Consider the following 23,258-nt stretch of genomic DNA (forward strand, 5'->3'; position numbering starts at 1 on the left):
CGTGAAAAGTCGTTGCCTAAGCTGTAATAACACTTGCCGCGTCAACTAACTGACCCGTACAATACTGCTTAGTCAACCATTGCATTTGCACGAGCATCATGACGGATCCGTCCCCTACGCTTCCAAGGGAAATCAGCGAGTACCAGTTGGGCGAAAGCGTCGGCTATCTGATTTCCCGCGTCCGCTCGACAATGTCGAACATGGTCACGCAGCGCACGATGGCCGAGTTGGGCATTACCAGCACGCAAGGCAGCATCCTGTTTATGGTGGCAAGCGGCAAATGCCTGCTGGCAGCCGAACTGGCGCGTGAATATGGCATTGACGCGAGCGCGGTGACCCGGCTCGTCGACCGGCTGGAAAAACGCGGTCTGCTCACCCGGGTGCGCAGCTCCGAAGACCGGCGAATCGTGCACCTCGCGCTCACAGCCGAAGGCCAGGACATCGCGACGCGCATGCCGGCTCTCTTTCAGGGCGTGCTAGACAATCTGCTCGGCGGTTTTACCGCTGAAGAAACCGGATTTCTCAAGAGCATGCTGCGCCGGATTCTTGTCAACAGTGGCGAATATCCGGGCTTGACCCGTGATACGGCAAGCAGTTCGGACGGCAAGTCGTAACAAAATAATTGCAGTGTCCATTATCAATTCCACTCACACGCAAAGAGTCCGAGCGATGAAATCCCTTTCCCTGTCCGCGCCCGCGCTGTCGCGCCGCGGCGCGATCGCCGCAGCGGTGGCCGCGCTCGCCCTCACGGGGTGCGCGAACTACTTCGGTATCAAGAGCGACAAGCAGATCTCGTCGCCGGCGCAGTACGAGGCCTCTCAAAGTCTCGCAGGCACCGGCGGCCAGTGGCCGTCGCTCGACTGGGCCAACCAGTTCGGCGACCCGCAGTTGCCGAAGCTGATCGCGGAGGCGCTCGACGGTAGCCCGTCGATCGCGCAGGCGCAGGCCCGTCTCGCGAAGGCGTCGTCGTACATCGAGAGTTCGCGCGCCGCGCTGCTGCCGAGCGTCAACGGCAGCTACTCGTGGAATCGCGAGCTGTTTTCGGGGAACGCGCTGTATCCGCCGCCGTACGGCGGCACCTGGTATAGCGAGAACAACGCGCTCGCGAGCGCGTCGTGGGACCTCGACCTGTGGGGCAAGAATCGCCAGCGCCTCGGCCAGGCGGTCTCGCAGGAAAAAGCCGCCGAAGCGGACATGCAGCAGGCCCGTGTGACGCTCGCCGCATCGGTTGCGCGCACCTATAACCAGCTTGCACAGCTCTACGCGCTGCGCGACATCGCGCAACGCGAAATCGCGAACCGCCAGAATATAAGCCGGATCACGAACGGCCGCGTCTCAGCCGGTCTCGACACGAACGTCGAGCGGGAAACCGCGAACGGCAACATCGCGACGACCCAGACCAACCTGTCTGACCTGGAAGGCCAGATCACAACCACCCGCTATCAACTCGGCGCGCTGCTCGGCAAAGGTCCGGACCGCGGCCTGCAGATCGCGCAGCCGGTGCTGACGACGGGCAACATCGTCGCGCTGCCCGACAACCTGCCCGCCGATCTGGTGTCACGCCGGCCGGATATCGTGGCGGCACGCTGGCAGGTCGAAGCGGCCATGCACGACGTGAAGGAAGCAAAGGCGGAGTTCTTCCCGGATGTGAATCTGTCGGCGGGCATCGGCTTCGACGCCTTCGGTTGGGGCCGTTTTCTGACTTCGGCCAGCCGGCAGACCCAGATCGGCCCGGCCGTCCATCTGCCGATCTTCGACGGCGGCGCACTGCGCTCGCAGTTGAAGGGCCGCTATGCCGACTTCGACCTCGACGTCGCGAACTACAACCAGACGCTGATCACCGCACTGTCGGACGTATCGACGCAGGTGGCCACGATCCGCTCGATCGACAGGCAGTCAGGCGACGCGCAGCGCGCGCTCGACGCATCGACGAAGGCGTACCAGCTGGCTGTCATCCGCTACAAGGCGGGGCTGTCGGAGCAATTGCAGGTGCTGACCGCCGACCAGAACCGACTCACCGCCGAACAGACCGTAACCAATCTGAAGATGCGCCGCCGCGACCAGCAGATCGGCTTGATCCAGGCACTCGGCGGCGGCTTCGACGCGACGCAGACGAGCCTCGTGGTGCCGGCGGACAGGAAGTCCGCTGCATCGGCCAGTACAACGGCAAACGCTGCAGCCACGCAGGCCGCGAACTGATTCCACACGCTTGAACGACAAGATCGAAAGAACCCGGAGCACATCCATGAGCACCCCCCAGCAACCTGCCGCAAGCGCACAACCGGCGAACAACGGCAAACGCAAACGGATGATGACGCTGATCGTCATCGTGATCCTGATCGCCGCGATCGCGTACGGCCTGTACTACTTCCTCGTCGCGCGCTTCCATGAAGACACCGACGACGCGTACGTGAACGGCAACGTCGTGCAGATCACGCCGCAGGTCACCGGCACGGTGATCGCCGTGAACGCGGATGACACGCAGACCGTGAAGATCGGCGACCCGATCGTCGTGCTCGATCCGGCCGACTCGCGCGTCGCGCTGCAGCAGGCTGAAGCGCAGCTCGCGCAGACCGTGCGCCAGGTGCGCGGCCTGTTCGCCGACGACAATCAATACCAGGCGCAGGTCGCAGTTCGCCAGTCCGACCTGTCCCGGGCACAGGACGACCTGCGCCGCCGGATGACAATCGCGCAGACCGGTGCCGTGTCGGTGGAAGAAATCTCGCACGCGCGCGACGCGGTGAAGAGCGCGCAGGCCGCACTCGACGCCGCTCAGCAGCAACTCGCGTCGAATCGCGCGCTGACCGCGAACACGACCATCGCCGATCACCCGAACGTCCTCGCCGCCGCGGCGAAGGTCCGCGATGCGTACCTCGCGAACGCGCGCAATACGCTGCCCGCGCCGGTCACCGGCTACGTCGCGAAGCGCTCGGTGCAGGTTGGCCAGCGCGTGTCGCCGGGCTCGCCGCTGATGGCGGTCGTGCCGCTGAACGCCGTGTGGGTCGATGCGAACTTCAAGGAAGTGCAGCTGAAGCACATGCGTATCGGCCAGCCGGTCGAACTGACCGCCGATGTGTACGGTTCGTCGGTCAAGTACGACGGCAAGGTGGTCGGCTTCTCGGCGGGCACGGGCTCGGCGTTCTCGCTGCTGCCGGCGCAGAACGCGACCGGTAACTGGATCAAGGTCGTTCAGCGCCTGCCGGTGCGTATCGCAATCGATCCGAAGCAGCTGGAGCAACATCCGCTGCGTATCGGCCTGTCGATGCAGGTCGACGTGACCATCAAGGACGACTCGGGTGGCGAACTCGGCAATGTGCCGAACACCGTCTACCAGACCGACGTGTTCGCGAAGTATGGCGACGAAGCCGACGCGGAGATCGCGCGCATCATCGCGGCCAACGCGGGACCGAACTCCGGCTTGCCGCAGAAGGCGGCGAGCGGCGACGCGAAGCCCGCCGCCGCGAAACTGATGTGAGCGCCACGGCTCCGTAACGCAAGGTTTTCGCATGGCTCAAGCTCAGGCGCAAGTCCCTCATCCGCCGCTCGAGGGCGCGCAACTGGTGATCGGCACCATCGCGGTGTCGCTCGCCGTTTTCATGAACGTGCTCGATACGTCGATCGCGAACGTGTCGATCCCGTCGATCTCCGGCGACCTCGGCGTGTCGTCCGACCAGGGCACGTGGGTCATCACGTCGTTCGCGGTCGCCAACGCAATCTCGGTGCCGCTCACCGGCTGGCTTACCGACCGCGTCGGCCAGGTGCGGCTCTTCATGGCGTCGATCGTGCTGTTCGTGATCTCGTCGTGGATGTGCGGCCTCGCGCCGACGCTGCCGTTCCTGCTCGCGTCGCGCGTGCTGCAGGGCGCGGTGGCTGGGCCGATGATCCCGCTATCGCAGACGCTGCTGCTCGCCAGCTATCCGCGCGCGAAGGCGCCAATGGCGCTGTCGATGTGGGCGATGACGACGCTGACCGCGCCAGTCGCCGGGCCGATTCTCGGCGGATGGATTTCGGACAACATCTCGTGGCCGTGGATCTTCTACGTGAACATCCCGGTCGGCATCGTTGCCGCGCTCGCCACGTGGATGATCTTCCGTAACCGCGATTCGGTCGTGAAGAAAGCGCCGATCGACGGCGTCGGCCTCGCGCTGCTGATCACATGGGTCGGCTCGCTGCAGGTCATGCTCGACAAGGGCAAGGATCTCGACTGGTTCTCGTCCACCACCGTCGTCGTGCTCGCGCTGGTCGCGGTGATCGCGCTCGCGTTCTTCATCGTGTGGGAGCTGACCGCCGAGCATCCGGTCGTCGACCTGTCGCTGTTCAAGCTTCGCAACTTCACCGGCGGCACGGTCTCGCTGGCGATCGGCTACGGGCTCTACTTTGGCAATCTCGTGCTGCTGCCGCTGTGGCTGCAGACCGACATCGGCTACACCGCGACCGACGCCGGTCTTGTGATGGCGCCGGTCGGCGTGTTCGCGATCATCCTGTCGCCGCTCACCGGCAAAATCCTGCCGCGCACCGATCCGCGCTACATCGCCACCGCTTCGTTCCTGATCTTCGCGCTGATCTTCTGGATGCGCTCGCGCTACACAACGAGCGTCGACGAGTTTTCGCTGATGCTGCCCACCTTGATCCAGGGCATCGGGATGGCGGGCTTCTTTATTCCGCTCGTGTCGATCACGTTGTCGGGCCTGCCGGGCAATCGCATTCCGGCCGCGTCGGGGCTGTCGAACTTCGTGCGGATCATGTGCGGCGGCATCGGCACGTCGATCTTCCAGACCGCGTGGGATCAACGCACGATCCTGCATCACGCGCAGCTGACCGAGCAGGCGAACGCGTACAACCCGGTGTTCACGCAATCGATGCAGCAGATGCAGGACTCCGGCTTGAGCCAGCCGCAGGCGCACGGCCTCTTCAACTCGATGGTCTCGCAGCAGGCGGCGCAGCTCGGCGTAAACGATCTGTTCTTTATTTCGGCGGGTATCTTCGTCGCGCTGATCGCGTTGATCTGGATCACGAAGCCCGAACGCTCCGGCGGCGGCGATGCCGGTGCGGCGGCGTCCGCGGCGCACTGATAAATACTCGACGATAAAAAAGGCGGTGCCGCTCTTGGGCGGCACCGCCTTTTTCTTTAGCCTGACCGGAATCCGGCACGAGCAAAAATCAACCGGCGGTCACCACCAGTCGCTCCGGTGCGAGTACGCCGCTGGCTATTCTCGCGACACCCAACAGTCGGTTCCCTGAGTCATAGACCCGTACCCGCGGCACTTCCTGCGCGACGTCCACCGGCGGCACGCTGCCCGTTTCCTCCAGCCGCAGCCGTTGTCCTTGCAGGAAGCGTCGCGTGGCGGTTTCGTCCAGATGAATAGCGGGAAACGTCGACAGCAATGCATCGACGGGTTGCAGCCATGCATCGCGTTCGACCGCCGTCGCATCGGACAGCGCATCGAGCGTCACTGCGTGCTCGAGCGTCAGCGCGCCGACCCCGGTGCGGCGCAACGCGACCAGATGCGCGCCACAACCGAGCACCTCGCCGATGTCCTCGGCAAGCGTGCGCACATACGTGCCCTTGCTGCACGTGACGCGAAACGTCACGTCAGGCAGCGCGCACGCGAGCAGCTCGAGCGCGTGAATCGTCACAGTCCGGCCTTCACGCTCGACCACTTGCCCTGCGCGCGCGTACTCGTACAGCGGCTTGCCGTCGCGTTTCAACGCCGAGTACATCGGCGGTATCTGGACGATGTCGCCGCGAAAGCGTGCGAGCGCTTCCAGCACGTCGCGTTCCCTGCAACCGACATCGCGCGTCTCAACCGTGTCGCCCTCTGCGTCGCCGGTCGTCGTGCGGATGCCGAGACGCATCGTCGCTTCGTATGTCTTGTCCGCGTCGAGCAGATCCTGCGAAAACTTTGTCGCTTCGCCGAAACAGAGCGGCAGCAGACCCGACGCGAGCGGATCGAGCGTCCCCGTGTGCCCCGCTTTCTTCGCCTGATACAGGCGCTTGGCGCGAATCAGCGCGTCGTTGCTCGACAGTCCGATCGGCTTGTCGAGCAGCAGCACGCCGTCGAGCAACCGGCGCGGTATGCGGGGACGCTCAGGTGCGCGTTGAGGTTCGTTCATGTGGGAGAGGATGGAAGAAGCCGGCGCGGTTGCCTGCGGCAACCGCTGTCCGGGAAAACCGTGCGCTCAGTCGTCTTTCGCGCGACTGGCGTTCGCTTCGTCGATCAGGCGGGACATCTCGACCGCTTGCTCGATCGTCTTGTCGTAGTGGAAATGCAGCGTCGGCACCGTGTGGATGTGCAGGCGTTTGAACAGCTGGTTGTGCAGATGGCCGGCCGCGTGATTCAACGCTTCCAGCGTCTGCTGCGGATCGCCGGTCAGCGTCGTGAAGTAGATCTTCGCGTGCGCATAGTCGGGCGTGAGCTCGACGCTCTGGATTGTGACGAGGCCGATGCGCGGGTCCTTGACCTCGCGCATGAGCTCGGACAGATCGCGCTGGATCTGGTCCGCGATCTGCACGTTGCGATTGGGGGAGCTACGTTTCTTGGGCATGGTGAATTCGTGTTCCGTTCGACCGGACAGCAAAGACGGCGGGTACGCGCCGCCGGCACAAAAACAAAACGGGCGGAGCCGGGCAAGCGCCCGCTCCGCCCCGCGTGTCTCGCGCCGTACTTACAGCGTACGCGCGACTTCGGTAACTTCGAAGACCTCGAACTGGTCGCCTTCCTGGATGTCGTTGAAGTTCTTGATCGACATCCCGCATTCGAAGCCCTGACGCACTTCCTTCGCGTCATCCTTGAAGCGCTTCAGCGAATCGAGTTCGCCCGTGTGGATCACCACGTTTTCGCGCAGCACACGCACCGACGACGTACGCTTGACCACACCGTCCGTGACCATACAGCCCGCAACCGCGCCGATCTTCGGTACCTTGAAGACTTGACGGACTTCGACCATACCGGTGACCACTTCGCGCTTCTCCGGCGCCAGCATGCCGGACATCGCCGCCTTCACTTCATCCACCGCGTCGTAGATGATGTTGTAGTAACGGATGTCGATGCCGTTCGCTTCCGCCAGCTTGCGCGCCTGCGCATCCGCGCGGGTGTTGAAGCCGATGATCACGGCCTTCGAAGCGGTCGCGAGGTTGACGTCGTTTTCGCTGATGCCGCCCACCGCACCGTGCACGATCTGCACGCGCACTTCGTCGGTCGACAGTTTCTGCAGCGACTGCACGAGCGCTTCCTGCGAACCCTGCACGTCGGCCTTGACGATAAGCGGCAGGTACTGCACTTCGCCTTCGCCCATCTGTTCCAGCATGTTCTCGAGCTTCGCGGCCTGCTGCTTCGCCAGCTTGACGTCGCGGAACTTGCCCTGACGGAACAGTGCAACTTCACGTGCCTTGCGGTCGTCCGGCATGACGATGACTTCTTCGCCAGCCTGCGGCACTTCCGACAGACCCTGGATTTCGACCGGGATCGACGGACCCGCCGACTTCGTCGGCTTGCCGGTTTCGTCGAGCATTGCCCGCACGCGACCGTAGGCGCTACCTGCCAGCACCACGTCGCCGCGGTTCAGCGTACCGGACTGCACGAGGATCGTCGCGACCGGGCCCTTGCCCTTGTCGAGCTTCGCTTCGATGACGAGACCCTTGGCCGGCGCATCGATCGGTGCCTTCAGTTCCAGCACTTCGGCCTGCAGCAGCACGTTCTCGAGCAGATCGTCGATGCCCTCGCCGGTCTTTGCCGACACCGGCACGAACGGCGATTCGCCACCGTACTCTTCCGGCACGACGCCTTCCGCGACGAGTTCCTGCTTCACGCGTTCCAGATTCGCATCCGGCTTGTCGATCTTGTTGATCGCGACGACGAGCGGCACGCCGCCCGCCTTCGCGTGCGCGATCGCTTCCTTGGTCTGCGGCATCACGCCGTCATCGGCAGCGACCACCAGAATCACGATATCGGTCGCCTTCGCGCCGCGTGCCCGCATCGCGGTGAACGCTTCGTGGCCCGGCGTATCGAGGAACGTGATCACACCGCGCGGCGTTTCGACGTGATAAGCACCGATGTGCTGCGTGATCCCGCCCGCTTCGCCCGCCGCAACCTTCGCGCGCCGGATGTAGTCGAGCAGCGACGTCTTGCCGTGATCGACGTGACCCATCACCGTGACGACCGGCGGACGCGGCAACGCTTCCGCATCCGAGACTTCTTCGCCTTCGACCAGCAGCGCTTCCGGATCGTCCAGCTTCGCGGCAACCGCGTGGTGACCCAGTTCCTCGACGATGATCATCGCCGTTTCCTGATCCAGCATCTGGTTGATCGTCACCATCTGGCCGAGCTTCATCATCGACTTGATGACTTCCGAGGCCTTCACCGCCATCTTGTGCGCGAGGTCGGCAACGGTAATCGTTTCCGGCACGTGCACTTCACGGACGATCGGTTCAGTCGGCGCCTGGAACGTCGTGTTGACGTCCTGGTGCTTGCCGCGACCCTTCGGACCGCCGCGCCAGCCGCGATCGACGCCGCCGCTCGTATCGCCGCGCGTCTTGATGCCGCGGCGCTTCGCTGCGTCGTCCTGCCAGCCGGCCTTGCCACCTGGCTTCTTCTTGTCGCCCGCACCCGCCGACGGCGCAGCCGTCGTCGTCGTGGTCGTCGTAACCGGCTTCTTCGGCGCCGGACGCGTACCCGCTTCACCCGGCGGACGCGCCGGCTTGTGCAGCGTGCCCTTCGCTTCGGCCGCCTTTGCAGCAGCAGGTTGCTCGACCGGCTTCGCGGGTTCGGGCGCCTTCACCTGCGCCTTGCGCGGCGTGCTCATCATTTCGCGAATCGCACGGGCTTCGGCTTCGGCCGCGGCGCGGCGACGCGAAACTTCCTGCTGCTCGGCACGCGTTTTCTCGGACGCTTCGCGCGCGGCGTCTTCCGCCTTCTTCGCGGCTTCGCGCTGCGCGGCGCGTTCGGCAGCGGCGCGCTGTTCGTCTTCCTGTTCGGGCTCGCGAGTCTCCGCTTCGACGGCTTCCGCGGCGAGTGCGCGCGCAGCCGCTTCGGCAGTCAGCCGCTTCTTCGTTGCCGCTTCGTCTTCCGCGCGGCGACGTTCGGCCTCAGCCGCTTCCTCGCGCGCACGGCGCTCGGCTTCTTCGCGCTCGAGGCGTTCCTGGCGCTCCTTCAGCTCCAGAGCCTGCTTCTCGAGCAGCTCCGCTTCATGGCGCGCTTCTTCCTCGCGACGTTGCAATTCGGCCTCGTCGACCTCTGCCACCTGAGCCGATGCTTCCGCTCCTTGCTCGACCGCTTCATCGCGGCGGACGAACGTGCGCTTCTTGCGCACCTCGACCTGAATGGTACGAGCCTTACCCGTCGAGTCGGACTGCTTGATCTCCGACGTATGCCGTTTCGTCAGCGTGATCTTGCGCTTGTCCGCATCAGTCGAGCCGTGAGACTTGCGCAAGTGGTCGAGCAGACGCGCCTTGTCCGTCTCGGACAGGGTGTCGTCTTCGTTCGCTTTGGTGACGCCTGCTGCCTGCAGCTGCTCGAGCAGCACGCCTGCAGGCATTTTAAGTTCCGCGGCAAATTGGGCTACGTTGTTACTCGCCATTCATTCCTCTTAGTGCAAGGACCGATTCCTTGCGGTTAGCATCGGTTCGTGCGGCCTCGCGGCCGCGTTCAATTTAGTGGGCCATGGTCATTTCTCACTGGAACCAGTGTTCACGTGCTTTCATGATCAGTGCCTTCGCGGCTTCCTCGTCGATGCTGGTCATCTCCACCAGCTCGTCCACCGCCAGTTCCGCCAGATCGTCGCGCGTCTGGATCTGATGTTCGGCCAGCTTTGCGAGCAGGTCGGCATCCATACCGTCAAGGCTCTTCAGATCGAGTGCGACGTTCTCGACCTTTTCTTCGTTTGCGATCGCCATCGTCAACAATGCATCGCGCGAGCGGTTGCGCAGCTCGTGCACGGTGTCTTCGTCGAAGGCCTCGATTTCGAGCATCTCGTTGAGCGGCACATAGGCAATCTCTTCGAGGCTCGTAAAGCCCTCGTCGATCAGGATGTCGGCGACTTCCTCGTCGACATCGAGACGCGCCATGAACAGGTCGCGCAGGATACTGCGTTCCTGATTCTGCTTTTGCGCAGATTCGTCCGGCGTCATGATGTTGATCTGCCAGCCGGTGAGCTCGCTGGCAAGACGCACGTTCTGGCCGCTGCGGCCGATTGCGACCGCCAGTTCGGTTTCGTCCACGACGACGTCCATCGAATGCTTCTCTTCATCGACGACGATCGACTGTACGGCTGCCGGCGCGAGGGCGCCGATCACGAACTGGGCGGGATCTTCCGACCATAGCACGATGTCGACGTTTTCGCCACCGAGCTCATTGCGCACCGCCTGCACGCGCGAACCGCGAATGCCGACGCAGGTACCGATCGGGTCGATACGCTTGTCATACGCGACCACGCCGATCTTCGCGCGCACGCCAGGATCGCGCGCGGCCGCCTTGATCTCCAGCAGGCCCTGCTCGATTTCCGGCACTTCCATCTCGAACAGCTTCATCAGGAATTCGGGCGCGGTGCGCGACAATTCGATCTGCGGACCGCGCGCGGTGCGATCGACCTTTGCGATGTACGCGCGCACACGGTCGCCGACGCGCAGGTTCTCTTTCGGAATCAGCTGGTCGCGGCGCAGCAGCGCTTCGACGCGGCCCGATTCGACGATGAAGTTGCCCTTGTCGAGACGCTTGACGGCACCGGTCATGATGTTTTCGCCGCGCTCGAGGAAATCGTTCAGGATCTGCTCGCGTTCCGCGTCGCGCACCTTCTGCAGGATCACCTGCTTCGCGGCCTGTGCACCGATACGGCCGAACTCGATCGACGGCACTGGCTCTTCGATGTAGTCGTCGATCTGCGCATCGGGCTTCTGCTCGCGCGCTTCGAACTGCAGGATTTCCTGATCCGGCTCCTGCAGCCCGGCTTCGTCGGGAACGACGCGCCAGCGGCGATAGGTTTCGTGCTCGCCGCTTTCACGGTCGATATGGACGCGGATGTCCGCGTCTTCGTCGAAGAGTTTCTTGGAGGCCGATGCGAGGGCCGCCTCGAGGGCGGCAAATACGACGTCCTTGTCGACGTTCTTCTCGCGTGCCAGCGCATCCACCAGCATCAACACTTCGCGACTCATTGTTTGCGGCTCCTAAAGTCAACTTTGGGGATCAGGCGGGCTTTATCGATATCCGCGAGCGTGAAATCGAGCATCGCGGCCCCTGCCTTCCCCTCAAATTCCAGACCGATCGTTTCGCCATCCGGCGCATGCAGGATGCCCCGGTACGACTTCCGTCCGTCCAATGGCTTTTTCAATGTGATCACCACTTCGCTGCCTGCGAAGCGTTCGAAATCCGCCAGTTTTTTCAGCGGGCGGTCGAGACCCGGCGACGATACTTCGAGTCGCTCGTATTCGATGTTTTCGACCGTCAGAACGTGCTGGAGCTGACGCGTGACCTTTTCGCAATCTTCAATCGCAATGCCGGCGGGTTGATCGATATAAATGGTCAACATGCCGCGCCCGGTGCGCTCGAGATCGACGAGCTCGTAGCCGAGACCCGAGACCGTGGTTTCTATCAGTTCCGTCAATTGCACAATGCGCCCTTTAAGATGTTCGCGCGGCAAGCCTCTGCGACCATCTCACCTCGCGGGCTGCGCGCCGAGCCGGCGCACGTTGGTGCTACCCGAGATGCCGAACCACGATGAACCGAGCGGCAAAAAAAAATGGGCGAAACGCCCATCATCTTATTGCCGGTGGTCGCATCTGAGCCGCACATAAAAGCCGCACGCCCAGCGACTTTGCGATTGTAGCCTTTTTCCGCTGCGAACGCAAACCGGAGAAAGCCCGGCGACGCCCGTCGCCACTCGATTTCGGGGGTTTCCCAGCGGTTTTGCAGGGCTTTTTCGCATCGCCCGCGACTCGCGGGCGACCATCCCGGTAGAGCGAAGCGCGCCGGCGTTGCATCGGCCGGTCGGGACACTGCTCGACGGCCGCAGTTGCCTGCCGTACGCGCACGTGACCCGATGATCCAAAGGCTAGCGGCCGCGCGACCGGTTACGCGGTGCGCCGCGCGGCGCACCGCCACCACGATTGCCCGTTGCATTCGAGGCATTCGGATTGCCACCCGTGCGATTACCGTTGCCGCCGCGATTCGCGCCGGGTGTCCGGTTGCCGGCACCGGCGGCATTGCTTCCACTACCAGCGCCGGCCCGTCCGCCTGCGCGATTGCCGTTGCCCGAAGGCGCCCGGTTGCCGTCGACGTCCCCGCCTCGGCTGCGATTGCCACCACGGCTGCCGCCGGGTCCGCCGCCCAGGCCGGAACCTCCGCTGCCGAGCGCACTGAAACCGCTCCCGCCCGCTGCACCGCCGCGGCGACCACCGGGACCGGGACGCCCGCCGCCGCGCGGCGCCTGCTGATCGAAGCGGCCGTGCGACATCAGCACCGGCTCGCGGTTAATGAAGCCCATCGACGTCTGCATCGGATCAGGCTGCTTGCGCTCGGGCGCGGCACTGCGGCCGCCCTTTTCCTCAGCCGGCGCCTTCAGGCCGACCGATGCGAGCAGGCTGCGCACCTGATTGTCTTCGAGTTCTTCCCAGCGGCCGCGCTTCAGGCCGCGCGGCAGCGTGATCGGGCCGTGCCGCGTACGGATCAGGCGGCTCACCATCAGGCCGACCGCCTCGAACATCCGGCGCACTTCGCGGTTGCGGCCTTCAGCCAGCGCGACGTGATACCAGTGGTTCGTCCCTTCGCCGCCGCCGTCGCGAATTCGCAGGAAATTCGCCGGGCCGTCGTCGAGCTCGACGCCGTGCAGCAGCTTTTGCCGCGCACCTTCGGCGAGCTCGCCGACCACGCGTACCGCGTACTCGCGCTCGACGCTATAGCGCGGGTGCATGAAGCGGTTCGCCAGATCGCCCGACGTGGTCAGCATCAGCAGACCTTCGGTATTGAAATCCAGACGGCCGACCGCGAGCCATTTCGCGGTTTTCATCGGCGGGAGCTTGTCGAACACGGACGCACGGCCTTCGGGATCCGCGTGGCTGACGATTTCGCCGGTCGGTTTGTGATAAAGCAGCACGCGCGGCGGCTTGTTCTGCAGCTTGCGCTTTACTGGCTTGCCGTTAATCCGGACCTGATCGGTCGGCATGATGCGCTGGCCGATATGTGCCGGTTCGCCATTGACGGATACCCGCCCCGCGACGATCAACTCTTCCATTTCGCGGCGCGAACCCATACCGGCTTCGGCGAGCACCTTGTGAAGCTTCGGTGCGTCGTCGTCCGGCGCGAGCACGCGTTTCGGCGCCTGTTCGCGGCCCCGGCGCAGCATCGGCGCACGGACGCCACCAGTCGCGCTGTTGTCGGCGTCGAACGCCGGCGATGTCACGTAGGCAAACAGATCGTCAGGCGTGGCCTCGGCTGCGGGCGCTTCACCGCCCCGGCGATTCTGCCGCGGCTGACCGCCTTCTCGCGGTGCGTCGTTGCCGCGCTTGCCGCCGGCGTTACGCCGCGGGCCCTTCGCGCCCGCATCCTTGCGCGGCATGCGGACCTGCGCGACGACCACACCATCCGGCGGCGCCTCCGTCACGACCGGCGCCGGCTGCTGGGCCGGTGCGCCATCGGTGTTTTTCGCTTTCGCGCCGGCACGGCGGCGTGCGATCAGGCTGCGCGGCCCACGACGCAGGCCGCGGCGCGGACGGTCTTCGCCGTCTGCGTCCGGGGTCTGCGCCGCAGCTTCGGCTCCATTGGAGGAGGCCTGCGGGGTATGCGTTTCGTCGGGGCGCGCAGGCGCTGCCGCATGCTCGGATTCAGACGAATCGGTATCGTGGGTATGTGTCAAAACAACCTCGAATGTCAGGTCGCGCGCCCGTTGCGGGCGCGGCAAAAAAAGTTCGGTTACGTCAGGCGCTGCGCGAGGCAGCCTCGTCGTCGGTCATCACGCCGTCGTCGTGGGCGGCATCGCGGCGATGATCGGCATCGCCGTGCGCCGCATGGGTCGGATCCGTTTGATCTTGATCCGCTTGATTCGGGTGCTCCGTATCGGGCATCCCGGACTGCGTGCTCGATTCGGGTGCGGGCGTAGCCGGATCGGCAGTCGCCTCGCCTGCATCGGATGTTTCGCCGGTGCTTTCCGCTGCGACATCGCCAGCCGCCTCAGGTTCTACGGGTGTTGCTGCTTCGACGCCGGGCTCATTACCCGCGGGTGCGTCATGCGGTGCGGCCTCGCCGTCGAACGCGGATGCGACGTTCTTTGCCGCATCGTCTTCGCCGGCTTGCGCTTCAGGCGCCTCATGCACGTCGTGCGTTTCTTCAGATGCGCTTTCGGATGCCTCGACGTCGGCGGCAATCTCGCCCACCGGTTCCGAAGCCTCGACCGCATCGGCTGCGCCATCCGCGAATTCGATCGAATGCTGGGCCAGCAGATCAATATTCAACTGTGCCGATGGGTCGTCGAGCGGCGGCAGTTCGTCCAGCGCCTTCAGCCCCAGGTCGTCGAGAAACTGTCGCGTCGTCGCATACAGCGCCGGACGCCCAGGCACGTCGCGATGGCCGATTACCTCGATCCAGTTGCGATCCTCGAGTTGCTTGACCACCTGCGTGTTCACGGTAACGCCGCGAATTTCTTCGATATCGCCGCGGGTGACCGGCTGCCGGTAAGCCACGATCGCAAGCGTCTCGAGCACCGCGCGCGAATATTTCGGCGGTTTCTCGGGATGCAGACGATCCAGATACGTGCGCATCGCGGGCTTGCTCTGGAAACGCCAGCCGGAAGCCAGTCCGATCAGTTCAACGCCACGCCCCGACCAATCATGTTTCAGGTCTTCGAGCAACGTCCGAACCGTATCGGCCGACACGCCGTCGGCAAAGAGCTTGCGCAGGTCAGCGAGCTTCAGCGGCTCCTGAGCGCAGATCAAGGCAGTCTCGAGGACGATCTTCGCCTCTTGGGTATTCATGCAGCCAGATCAGACCTTATGGTTAGGGCCAAAGAACCGGATCAACCAGACGAAACAGACGATATGGAACTGAAGACGCGCTCGCCCGATTCTGATCGGTCATATTGATGGGAGCACGCACCGGGGGGACGGCGAATCGGATCTTCGAAACGGATCCGAGCCATGCCCAGCCGGACGGAGCAGCGATGTCCCGGGAGGGAATCACGTGACTGAGCGCCATATTACGCAAAAACATCCGGTGCGTAAAGACGAAAACCCACCGAAAGCCTGTCTCGATAAAACGTCGCGGGCACTCAGGTCATTCGCACGAAACCCGTACGTATGCCCGATACGGACCACCCGCGGAGCCCTGCGGACCCGAGACCCGGCCCGTCGATCAGCGACCCTGCCCCGCCAGAAAGCGCTGCAAACGCTCGACCCCGGCGTCCAGCCGATGCGGATCGCATGCGTAGCACCAGCGCACGAAGCCCTCGCCTTCGGCCCCGAACGCGCTGCCCGGCGCCAGTCCGAGGCCCGCGTCGCGCACCAGCGCCTTGCACAGTTCGAGGCTGCGGCCCGCGCCCGGCAGCGAAAAGAACACGTACATCGCGCCGGGCGGCGCCTTCACGTCGACGCCGTCGATGGCGCCGAGCGCCTTTACCAGGTGATCGCGCGCGTCGCGCAGCTCGCGCACGAGCGTGCGGGTGAAGTCCCCACCCTGCTGGACCGCGGCGATGCCCGCCTGCTGCACGAATGCCGGCGCGCACGACGTGTTGTATTCGACGAGCTTGCCCAGATCGTCCATCAACGCGGCCGGCGCGACGATCCAGCCGAGTCGCCAGCCGGTCATCAGCCACGCCTTCGAGAACGAATTCACGCAGATCACACGTTCGTCGCGTGTCGCGAGATCGAGAAAGGACGGCGCACTGCGCGCGTCCGGTTCGGCGTAGTAGAGCCGCTCGTAGACCTCGTCGGCGACGATCCAGATGCCGTGCCGGCGACAGTGGTCAAGTACCGTGCGCTGCTGCTCGCGCGTCATCACCCAGCCGGTCGGATTGTTCGGCGAGTTCAGCATCAGCAGCTTCGTCTGCGGCGTCAGCGCCGCGAGCAGGCGGTCCAGATCAAGCTGCCAGCCGACATCGCCGTAGCCTAGCGCGACCGTTTCGACATGCGCACCGAGAATCTTCGGAATCTCGACGAGATTCGGCCACAGCGGCGTCACCGCGACAACCCGATCCCCCGCGCCGACGACGAGCTGCGCCGCGAGCATCAGCGCGTTGACCCCGGCGCTCGTTACCGCAATGTGATCGGCGGACGTCGGACCGTGCAGCGACGTGACGTATTCGGCCAGCGCCGCGCGCAGCGGCGCGACGCCCAGGTTGTGCGTGTAGAAGGTCGCACCGGCGGCCAGTGCATCGCTCGCGGCGTCGCGGATGAACTGCGGCGTCACGCGATCCGATTCGCCGAACCAGAACGGCAGCACGTCGGGAACGCCAAAGCCGGCATTCGCGACTTCGCGGATCTGCGACGGGCGCAATGCGCGCACGGCGTCGCGCGCATTCGGGACGGAAGGTTTCAGCAGATCTGATTCGCTCATCGACGGGTTCAGGGATGGATTCGAAGGCAGCAGTTTAACGTGATGCACGTCGTCAGACTGCCGCGACGGACAGGCGCGCGTCGTCAGCGCAGATCCTCGGCGCGCGCCGGCAACTGCCGGATCAGCCCCCACACCGCTTCCGCGGCCGGCGACAGCGACCGGTCCCGCCGACGCACCAGATCGACGGTCCGCTCGACGCGCGGCACCAGCGGTCGCGCCGCGAGCGAAGCGTCCGCGGGCAGCGGCAACGCGAGCCACGGCAGCACGCTCACACCGACGCCCGCCTCGACGAGCCCGAACACCGTCGCCGAATGCCCGAGCTCCTGGACCACTGTCGCAGTCACGCCGTGCGCATCGAGCGCGGCGTCGATGATCGGGCGGCTGCCCGACGTATGGTCGAGCATCACGAGGCGCTCGCCCGCGAGATCGCTCCACGCGACCTGCGGCTGGGTCGCCAGCCGATGATCCTCGCGGCAGACGATGCAAAAGGTGTCGGTCATCAGCGGTTCGCGGTGCAGATCGTCGGCGGAAAACGGACCGACCACCACGCCGAAATCGACCTCGCCGGACTTCACCTTGCGGATCACGTCGCTCTGCACGTCGTCACGCAACCCGAGCGTGATGAACGGAAATTGCTGTCCGCAGCCGGCCACGACCTGCGGCATCAGCCGGCACGCAATCGTCGGACTCGCCGCGACCACCACGCGGCCGCGACGCTGCTCACCGATTTCGCGGATTTCCCTCAGCGTGTCGTCGAGGTCGGTCAGCAGGCGCGACACGCTCGCGACCAGATTCGCGCCGACGTCGGTGAGCTGGACGTCGCGCGTCGTCCGGTCGATCAGCTTCAGGCCAATTTCCGCCTCGAGCTCGCGCACGCAGCGGCTCACCGCCGACTGCGTCAGACCGATCTCGTCGCCGGCCCGGCTGAAGCTCTGCAACCGCGAAACCTCGATAAATACGCGCAACTGGCGCAACGTCACGTTCATCCCCGCACCTCATCAATCCCGTCATTTGATGAGATTGTATGGCCAATATTTCGGGGCGGAATCGAGTCGATTATTTCGCCGCAGCGCAGCAATAAGGCGCAAACGCACGCCTGGCGGGACTGATTGCACAAGATTGGTGATTGTCCTGATTTGCGGCATGGGTTTTTTGGATTCTCATACGCCCCTGGCTAGCACCCGCGCTGGCCCGGCTCCAAGGGGCTTCAAGGAAGTTGACAGCGCGATGGCACACTTCCTGCATTGGGGTGTGCACTGGGTCGGCGCCGCTTTCGGTTCGATTGCATACCAACCGCCGTGGCAAGCCCGACCCCGCCTGGCACCCAATTTCGGGTGCATGAAGAGTGCGCGGCGCGGGGCAGCGCACCGGAGTTAGCTTCGCTGAGGTGAAACATGATGCTGTTCGACGATTTGAGAGACAACGAGTGGGCGCTGGTCGAAGCGCTGTTCTGTGCGGAGCCCGCACGGAGCGAACGGCGTGGACGTCCTCGCGTGGAGGCGCGGGCAGTGGTCAACGCGGTGCTGTGGGTACTGTCGACGGGGGAAGGCTGGTCCAAGCTGCCCGGTCGGTATCCGTCGCCGCCGACCTGCCGACGCCGCTTCGATGAGTGGCAGGCCGACGGCACGCTCACCGAAATAGTCAAGCGCCTTGGCACGAGCGGCCGCGAAGTTTCGCTGCGTGGACGCATCGGCGCCACGGCGGCGAAACCGCCGGCACCGCCGAGCCGCGATCGTCTGCGCGGTGCATTCTGGACCAATCCGGAATCGTGGCGCGCGCCGGTCAAGATGGCCTGACTGTCATCGCATCGCTATCGGGCGCCTTCGGGCGCCCGATGTGTATCTGCGGTGTATCTGTATCTGCGTCACCCGCATGAGGCAGCGTGTCGGCATTACGGCCGAGGGCTGGGCGTCCGCGACGATGCGGCGTACCGGAGCGTGGTCGTTCGACCTCGCATCGACCGGCGTATTCAGCCGCTGACGAAACATCCATTTACCATTATTTACAGCGTGCTTTCGCTCCCGGGCATACGGTAGACGTATGCCAATACACGCAAGTCGATCGACTTGACGGGAGCTCACATGAAACCAGTGTCCCTGCTTCTGCGCGGCATTGTGGTTTCATCGGTTGCCATTGCCGTTGTTGTCGCCGCGCAGGAAAGTCCGCAAAAACACTGGGCGCAGAGCGGCCGCGCGGCAACCGTCGAGGCTGCGCAACGCGCGAACGGGCAACGCAAGGAATTTACGCCGCCGGCACCGCGAGGCGATCTGCGTGGCGACATCGCAAGCAATGTCCGGGTACGTCCGGAGCCACAGGCGCGCGAGAACCGCGATAACCGCAATAACGATCCGCGGCGCCGGTAACGCGTCTACTTCACTCAGGAACGGGAACCACCGGTGCGCGCATCAGTCTCACTGAACGCCATAAGCACAGCGTGGCAGCAGTAATCCGGTACGCCCGTATCCTTGCGATACGGGCTTTTTTTCGCCGACTGAAGGCGCAGCTGATATGTTCCGCCGCGTTGCCACGCGCGCGGAGCCGTGCCGGACCTGGCTATAGGTTGATCGCTAAAGCCGCGCTTCGAGATCCACCGGACTTGCTTCGGTCGCGACGTAGTGGTGCGCACGCTGCGCATCCCAGGTCAGCGATCGTTCGTCGCGTGCAAGCCGCGCGAATTCGGCCCGCCCTCGCTCCGTCAGCACCGCGATATCCACGGGAGCGTGGAAACCGGGAGCCGGTGCGACGGTGCGCTGCCGGACCGTCTCCATCAAGCCGAGCGATCGTAGATATTCGAAGACACCCGGACGTCTGGCCCACGGGACCTGGCGGTATTGCGCCCGCCTCAGCGCTTCTAGTACCGTTTCATTGGAATACGTGGTCATCTCACTTCTTTCTTAAAGTGCAGCCATGACTCAGTTTCTGCGCGATGTCGACCGCGCCGCCTTTTGGACGCCAGCGCGGAGCCATTGCGAACGGTCGTCGTGCGACGTTCGACGGCGCCGTCTCGCGCCAGATGCTGCCGATGCTTCAGGACCCCCGTTCGAACGTCATGTTAGCGTTCTCTTCCCGTGCCGACGATGCCGCCGTTTTGGCGCGATGACGAGCCCGGGAATTTGCCCTGAAAGCCATACGTTACCCCATTTAAATTGATTCTATTCATTTTATCGGTGCTTTTTTTTGCTGCAATCGTGCTATTGCGGCGCCTGCGCATGGCCCTCCTGATCGCCGGCCTCGTGCTCTTCTGGCTGATCGCCGCAGGCTGGATCACGGCCCCGCTGCTCGCGTGGGCACAGCGCAGCCCGGTGCTGCCGACACCGCCGGTTTTCGCTTCGCGAAACGCGATCGTCATGCTCGGCAGCGGCACCGAATACGCCGATGACGGCACGCTGATGCCGAAGCACGACGCCTTCGCGCGAATCACAACGAGCGCTGCGCTCTACGCGCAGTGCAAACAGATTGCGCGAACCTGCGACGTGATTATCAGCGGCGGCAATCCACAGCGGCACACCGCATCGGAAGCCGACACCTACTTGCCGTGGCTGCTGCGCAAACAGGTGCCGCGCGCCGACATCGTCCTCGAGAACCGCAGCCGCACGACCTACGAGAACGCGCGCTTCGTGTCGGACATCGTGCAGCACGCACATTACGACACGCTGATTCTTGTCACGTCGGCTTATCAGATGCCGCGCGCACTGCTCGATTTCCATCGCTTCGGCATGCAGCCCTACCCCGTGATATCGAACACCCGCCACACGGAACCCGGTGTGCTGCCGCGCTACGACAACCTGATGAATGCGGAGACCGCGTTGCATGAACTGATCGGCGTCGCGCAGTTTCATGTCTATCGCGCGATCGGCTGGTTCTGACATCGCCATTTAGTTAGGCATCCGATTTGTTTTTCGAAGCGAGCGATTCGCAACGCATCGGCATGCGTTTGTCGCACAGGAAGACGCCCCTCACGCACTCGACTCATGCCAGATGGTTGTAACAAGATGTAACTCTGTGTGAATTCCGTCACGAACCGTCTGCTGGAGCAGATATTGCTGGCTAGAATGCAGTGTCCTTCCGACTGGACAGGCCACCCTCGGGTCCTCGGGTCCATTAACCACCTTTGTGGAGTTAACGATGAAGAAAGCGTCCCTGGCTATCCTGGTTTCTCTGGCTGCACTGTCAGGTGCGGCCTATGCGCAAACAGACAGTGGCATCACGGAGAGCACCGATCCCGCGAAGGCCGCGGACGTCGAGCAACGTGCGCAGGATCTGCAGGCCAAGCAGGAAAGCATGCACAGCATGGAAAACATGCCGATGGAAAAGCACCACAAGCCGATGCACCATCACAAGAAGGCGATGAAGGAAAAAATGAAAGCTGCACCGGCCGCCGGCGCAAGCCAGTAACCGACCGCACGCGGCACGCATCGTCGGTTGCCGCCATGACGAAAAAAGCCGAAACCGGTCACGCCGGTTTCGGCTTTTTTTCTTTACGGAACCTGATGCGCCGGTATGCTAAAGTCGCGCACCACGCAATCCCCCAAACCCGTGCGCACCTTGTGCGGAGGACCGAATGAGCAACATCCAGCTGGACATCGAATGGACCGAAGCGGCATCGAAAAAAATCGAAAAGCTGATGCCGCGCGGCGGCCAGGAAGCCTTCCTTGCGCTACCGCCGGTCGAGTGTCTGCCGATGGAAGGCGATGTGCTGTTTCTCGGACCGGACGGCAAGCAGCAGCCCTTCATCGTCGCCGAGCGGCAATATCATCATGACGGCGACGCCGACTGGACCATCATCCTGATCCTCGACGTCCCGCAGTCCACGCACTGATGGGCGCAGCCAAGAAAATCGGCCGGCGCCCCCCTCACTTGATCCTGGTCAGGACACGGATTTCCGCGTGTTCGATCCAGTCGGCGACGGCCTTTTTGTACGCTTCGATGTGCGCCGACTTCGCATGCGCCGCGAGCGCTTCCTCGCTCTCCCAGCGCTCGAAGAAAACGAACCGCCGCGGTTCGCGCACGTCGCGATGCAGGTCGTACTGAAGCGCACCGTGTTCCTTGAGCGTCGGCTCGACGATGCCTTCGACTGCTTCGCGCAGCTTTTCCTCGTCACCGGGTTTCGCCACCGAGATCGCCACCACTGCCACTTCCGCCATGCTCTTGCTCCTGGGTAAAAAGCAGCAGAATACCTCCGCCCGCGCGGACCCGCTCGCCGGTACGCATGACATACGCAGTGCACGCGGCCTGGCGCCTGTACCGGTCTGTGATAACCCGTACATTCGTCGCGCATACGAACTGCTAGACTGAATCACACTATCCGCCGGAGTCAGAGCTTGGCTGGCATCGCTTCCCGATTCGTCGGGTCATTCGTTGGATCATGTCCTTCCGCGATCGCTCGAGCCCGCTGCCGGTCAGCCGGGCGCCGGATGCGCGCGCCTGCCTGACACACCATGCCGACCGTCGACGACCACACGCTCACCGGCCTGCTGCCCCACCTGGTGCGTGGCGACGGCGGCTGGAGCGCCAACTGGCGCACGGTCACGCTGCACAGCGTATTTCAGCCGGTGCTGTCGATCACGCATCGACGCGTCGTCGGCTATGAAGCGCTGCTGCGCGCGTACGATCCGATCGGCACGCCGATCTCGCCCGAAACGCTTTTCGCCGCGACCCCTTTGCCCGCCGACGCGCGCGCGCTCGACCGGCTCGCGCGCTGCATGCACGTCGCCAATTTCGTCGAGCAGGACGTCGACGACAACTCGTGGCTCTTCCTCAACACGCGCCCGCAGGTATTCGAAACCAGCTGGCCGCAACGCGCGTTCATCGACGAGCTGTCCTCGTACTTCGGCGTGCCGCAGGAGCGCATCGTCATCGAGGTGCTCGAGCAGCCCGCCGACGACGAAGCCGCCGTCGCGAGCATGCTGGCCGCGTCGCAGCCACGCGATTTCCTGATCGCAATCGACGACTTCGGCACCGGCTTCTCGAATTTCGATCGCGTATGGCGTTTCCGGCCCGACATCGTCAAGCTCGATCGCTCGCTGATCGCGCGCGCGGGCAAGCGCGACGGCGACAACTCGATGATCAGCCATCTGATCTCGATGCTTCATCAGTTGGGGACGATGGTGCTCGCCGAGGGCATCGAGACCGACGACGAACTGATGATCCTGATGCAGGCGGACGTCGACTTCGTACAGGGTTTCTGGTTCGGCCAGCCGAAACCATCGGTGCGCTCGGCGAGCGCGCAGGCGCCCGAACTGATCGAATCGATGTGGAATAAATTCACCGAATACGAGCGCACGCACGCACGCCATCAGCGGATCGGCTTCGAGGGACTCGCGGAGACCGTGCTGGCCGGCGCGGAAACGTTCGCCGCAACCGGCGATCTCCAACTGGCGGCGCAAACGGTATTCACTTTTCCGGAGGCGCGCCGCGTGTTCGTGACGAACTCGCTTGGACATCAACTGAAGCCTTCGGTAATGTCGCCCACCGCACCGTCGCCGCCCACGCGCCTCGCTCCGCTCTTGCCCGGCACGTACAGCAACTGGTCGCGCCGCACGTACTTCAAGCATGCGCTCGCGGCTCCTGGCCGCGTCGCCGTCATGGGCCCACACCGATCGCTGACCGACGGAGAAGACTGCTATACCGCGGCGATCGCAATGGAACGCGACGGCGAACTGAACGTGTTCTGCGTCGATTTCACACCGGCAGTGGCCATCGTGCTGCCGCCTCACTGACTCATCC

The 23,258-nt window shown here is 64.1% G+C and carries 21 protein-coding genes; 10 read left to right on the forward strand and 11 right to left on the reverse strand.

Going from position 1 to position 23,258, the window contains the following annotated elements:
• Positions 1–98 precede the first annotated feature (98 nt).
• The 4 genes from ACREXZ_RS24780 to ACREXZ_RS24795 are packed head-to-tail and all read left to right on the forward strand — an operon-like array spanning position 99 to position 5,072.
• Entirely contained in the window at positions 99–614 is a 516-nt protein-coding gene (locus ACREXZ_RS24780) for a MarR family winged helix-turn-helix transcriptional regulator (protein WP_431766761.1), read from the forward strand.
• A gap of 55 nt (positions 615–669) precedes the next feature.
• A complete protein-coding gene (locus tag ACREXZ_RS24785) occupies positions 670–2,199 on the forward strand; it encodes an efflux transporter outer membrane subunit (protein ID WP_431766762.1) in 1,530 nt (509 codons plus the stop codon).
• Between the two features lie 46 nt (positions 2,200–2,245).
• Complete coding sequence (locus ACREXZ_RS24790; protein WP_431766763.1) at positions 2,246–3,475, forward strand: efflux RND transporter periplasmic adaptor subunit; 1,230 nt, start codon at positions 2,246–2,248, stop codon at positions 3,473–3,475.
• A 31-nt stretch (positions 3,476–3,506) separates the two neighbouring features.
• Positions 3,507–5,072: a DHA2 family efflux MFS transporter permease subunit gene (locus ACREXZ_RS24795; protein WP_431766764.1), complete on the forward strand. Its 1,566-nt coding sequence runs from the start codon at positions 3,507–3,509 to the stop codon at positions 5,070–5,072.
• 88 nt (positions 5,073–5,160) lie between these two features.
• On the opposite strand, the gene truB is transcribed toward ACREXZ_RS24795, so the two are convergent.
• The 9 genes from truB to ACREXZ_RS24840 form a co-directional block, all read right to left on the reverse strand.
• Complete coding sequence (gene truB, locus ACREXZ_RS24800; RefSeq protein ID WP_431766765.1) at positions 5,161–6,114, reverse strand: tRNA pseudouridine(55) synthase TruB; 954 nt, start codon at positions 6,112–6,114, stop codon at positions 5,161–5,163.
• 66 nt (positions 6,115–6,180) lie between these two features.
• Positions 6,181–6,546 carry a 30S ribosome-binding factor RbfA gene (gene rbfA, locus ACREXZ_RS24805; protein WP_431766766.1) on the reverse strand — a complete coding sequence of 122 codons (366 nt, stop codon included), beginning with the start codon at positions 6,544–6,546 and terminating at the stop codon, positions 6,181–6,183.
• A 120-nt stretch (positions 6,547–6,666) separates the two neighbouring features.
• Complete coding sequence (gene infB, locus ACREXZ_RS24810; protein WP_431766767.1) at positions 6,667–9,576, reverse strand: translation initiation factor IF-2; 2,910 nt, start codon at positions 9,574–9,576, stop codon at positions 6,667–6,669.
• Between the two features lie 94 nt (positions 9,577–9,670).
• Positions 9,671–11,146: a transcription termination factor NusA gene (gene nusA, locus ACREXZ_RS24815; protein ID WP_431766768.1), complete on the reverse strand. Its 1,476-nt coding sequence runs from the start codon at positions 11,144–11,146 to the stop codon at positions 9,671–9,673.
• Complete coding sequence (gene rimP / locus ACREXZ_RS24820; RefSeq protein ID WP_431766835.1) at positions 11,143–11,601, reverse strand: ribosome maturation factor RimP; 459 nt, start codon at positions 11,599–11,601, stop codon at positions 11,143–11,145. The genes nusA and rimP overlap by 4 nt, the downstream gene beginning before the upstream one ends.
• A 441-nt stretch (positions 11,602–12,042) precedes the next feature.
• On the reverse strand, positions 12,043–13,842 hold the full coding sequence (rluB, locus tag ACREXZ_RS24825; RefSeq protein WP_431766769.1) for a 23S rRNA pseudouridine(2605) synthase RluB: 1,800 nt from the start codon (positions 13,840–13,842) through the stop codon (positions 12,043–12,045).
• 61 nt (positions 13,843–13,903) lie between these two features.
• Complete coding sequence (gene scpB, locus ACREXZ_RS24830; RefSeq protein ID WP_431766770.1) at positions 13,904–14,956, reverse strand: SMC-Scp complex subunit ScpB; 1,053 nt, start codon at positions 14,954–14,956, stop codon at positions 13,904–13,906.
• A 376-nt stretch (positions 14,957–15,332) separates the two neighbouring features.
• Positions 15,333–16,532, reverse strand: a complete 1,200-nt coding sequence (locus ACREXZ_RS24835; RefSeq protein ID WP_431766771.1) for a pyridoxal phosphate-dependent aminotransferase — start codon at positions 16,530–16,532, stop codon at positions 15,333–15,335.
• An 83-nt stretch (positions 16,533–16,615) separates the two neighbouring features.
• Positions 16,616–17,518, reverse strand: a complete 903-nt coding sequence (locus ACREXZ_RS24840) for a LysR substrate-binding domain-containing protein (RefSeq protein ID WP_431766772.1) — start codon at positions 17,516–17,518, stop codon at positions 16,616–16,618.
• 408 nt (positions 17,519–17,926) lie between these two features.
• On the opposite strand from ACREXZ_RS24840, the gene ACREXZ_RS24845 reads away from it, so the two are divergent.
• On the forward strand, positions 17,927–18,328 hold the full coding sequence (locus ACREXZ_RS24845; protein WP_091016060.1) for a transposase: 402 nt from the start codon (positions 17,927–17,929) through the stop codon (positions 18,326–18,328).
• 285 nt (positions 18,329–18,613) lie between these two features.
• Positions 18,614–18,895: a hypothetical protein gene (locus tag ACREXZ_RS24850; protein ID WP_431766773.1), complete on the forward strand. Its 282-nt coding sequence runs from the start codon at positions 18,614–18,616 to the stop codon at positions 18,893–18,895.
• 204 nt (positions 18,896–19,099) lie between these two features.
• Here the strand turns inward: ACREXZ_RS24850 and ACREXZ_RS24855 are convergent, their stop codons facing one another.
• Positions 19,100–19,414 (reverse strand): hypothetical protein, encoded by a 315-nt coding sequence (locus tag ACREXZ_RS24855; RefSeq protein ID WP_431766774.1) that lies wholly within the window; start codon positions 19,412–19,414, stop codon positions 19,100–19,102.
• A gap of 264 nt (positions 19,415–19,678) precedes the next feature.
• Here ACREXZ_RS24855 and ACREXZ_RS24860 point away from each other — a divergent pair, with 264 nt between their 5' ends.
• The 3 genes from ACREXZ_RS24860 (at position 19,679) to ACREXZ_RS24870 (ending at position 21,351) form a co-directional block, all read left to right on the forward strand.
• Entirely contained in the window at positions 19,679–20,398 is a 720-nt protein-coding gene (locus tag ACREXZ_RS24860; RefSeq protein WP_431766775.1) for a YdcF family protein, read from the forward strand.
• A gap of 259 nt (positions 20,399–20,657) precedes the next feature.
• Positions 20,658–20,927 (forward strand): hypothetical protein, encoded by a 270-nt coding sequence (locus tag ACREXZ_RS24865; RefSeq protein WP_431766776.1) that lies wholly within the window; start codon positions 20,658–20,660, stop codon positions 20,925–20,927.
• A 166-nt stretch (positions 20,928–21,093) separates the two neighbouring features.
• The gene (locus ACREXZ_RS24870; RefSeq protein WP_431766777.1) at positions 21,094–21,351 is read left to right on the forward strand and encodes a DNA-binding protein; all 258 of its coding nucleotides are present in this window, start codon (positions 21,094–21,096) and stop codon (positions 21,349–21,351) included.
• 34 nt (positions 21,352–21,385) lie between these two features.
• On the opposite strand, the gene ACREXZ_RS24875 is transcribed toward ACREXZ_RS24870, so the two are convergent.
• Positions 21,386–21,676: a putative quinol monooxygenase gene (locus tag ACREXZ_RS24875; protein ID WP_431766778.1), complete on the reverse strand. Its 291-nt coding sequence runs from the start codon at positions 21,674–21,676 to the stop codon at positions 21,386–21,388.
• A 294-nt stretch (positions 21,677–21,970) separates the two neighbouring features.
• Between ACREXZ_RS24875 and ACREXZ_RS24880 the strand changes: the two genes are divergently transcribed.
• On the forward strand, positions 21,971–23,251 hold the full coding sequence (locus ACREXZ_RS24880; protein ID WP_431766779.1) for a sensor domain-containing phosphodiesterase: 1,281 nt from the start codon (positions 21,971–21,973) through the stop codon (positions 23,249–23,251).
• Positions 23,252–23,258: the final 7 nt, after the last annotated feature.

Source organism: Paraburkholderia sp. (assembly GCF_050742655.1).
GTDB lineage: Bacteria > Pseudomonadota > Gammaproteobacteria > Burkholderiales > Burkholderiaceae > Paraburkholderia.

Excerpts from the sequence above, each read along its gene's own strand:
- ACREXZ_RS24865 (WP_431766776.1), top strand. The coding sequence starts at position 20,658 with ATGAAGAAAGCGTCCCTGGCTATCCTGGTTTCTCTGGCTGCACTGTCA.
- ACREXZ_RS24795 (WP_431766764.1), top strand. The coding sequence starts at position 3,507 with ATGGCTCAAGCTCAGGCGCAAGTCCCTCATCCGCCGCTCGAGGGCGCG.
- ACREXZ_RS24780 (WP_431766761.1), top strand. The coding sequence starts at position 99 with ATGACGGATCCGTCCCCTACGCTTCCAAGGGAAATCAGCGAGTACCAG.
- nusA (WP_431766768.1), bottom strand. The coding sequence starts at position 11,146 with ATGAGTCGCGAAGTGTTGATGCTGGTGGATGCGCTGGCACGCGAGAAG.
- rbfA (WP_431766766.1), bottom strand. The coding sequence starts at position 6,546 with ATGCCCAAGAAACGTAGCTCCCCCAATCGCAACGTGCAGATCGCGGAC.
- ACREXZ_RS24870 (WP_431766777.1), top strand. The coding sequence starts at position 21,094 with ATGAGCAACATCCAGCTGGACATCGAATGGACCGAAGCGGCATCGAAA.
- ACREXZ_RS24875 (WP_431766778.1), bottom strand. The coding sequence starts at position 21,676 with ATGGCGGAAGTGGCAGTGGTGGCGATCTCGGTGGCGAAACCCGGTGAC.
- truB (WP_431766765.1), bottom strand. The coding sequence starts at position 6,114 with ATGAACGAACCTCAACGCGCACCTGAGCGTCCCCGCATACCGCGCCGG.
- ACREXZ_RS24850 (WP_431766773.1), top strand. The coding sequence starts at position 18,614 with ATGAAACCAGTGTCCCTGCTTCTGCGCGGCATTGTGGTTTCATCGGTT.
- infB (WP_431766767.1), bottom strand. The coding sequence starts at position 9,576 with ATGGCGAGTAACAACGTAGCCCAATTTGCCGCGGAACTTAAAATGCCT.
- ACREXZ_RS24785 (WP_431766762.1), top strand. The coding sequence starts at position 670 with ATGAAATCCCTTTCCCTGTCCGCGCCCGCGCTGTCGCGCCGCGGCGCG.
- ACREXZ_RS24880 (WP_431766779.1), top strand. The coding sequence starts at position 21,971 with ATGCCGACCGTCGACGACCACACGCTCACCGGCCTGCTGCCCCACCTG.
- ACREXZ_RS24790 (WP_431766763.1), top strand. The coding sequence starts at position 2,246 with ATGAGCACCCCCCAGCAACCTGCCGCAAGCGCACAACCGGCGAACAAC.
- ACREXZ_RS24845 (WP_091016060.1), top strand. The coding sequence starts at position 17,927 with ATGATGCTGTTCGACGATTTGAGAGACAACGAGTGGGCGCTGGTCGAA.
- ACREXZ_RS24855 (WP_431766774.1), bottom strand. The coding sequence starts at position 19,414 with ATGACCACGTATTCCAATGAAACGGTACTAGAAGCGCTGAGGCGGGCG.
- scpB (WP_431766770.1), bottom strand. The coding sequence starts at position 14,956 with ATGAATACCCAAGAGGCGAAGATCGTCCTCGAGACTGCCTTGATCTGC.
- ACREXZ_RS24835 (WP_431766771.1), bottom strand. The coding sequence starts at position 16,532 with ATGAGCGAATCAGATCTGCTGAAACCTTCCGTCCCGAATGCGCGCGAC.
- ACREXZ_RS24840 (WP_431766772.1), bottom strand. The coding sequence starts at position 17,518 with ATGAACGTGACGTTGCGCCAGTTGCGCGTATTTATCGAGGTTTCGCGG.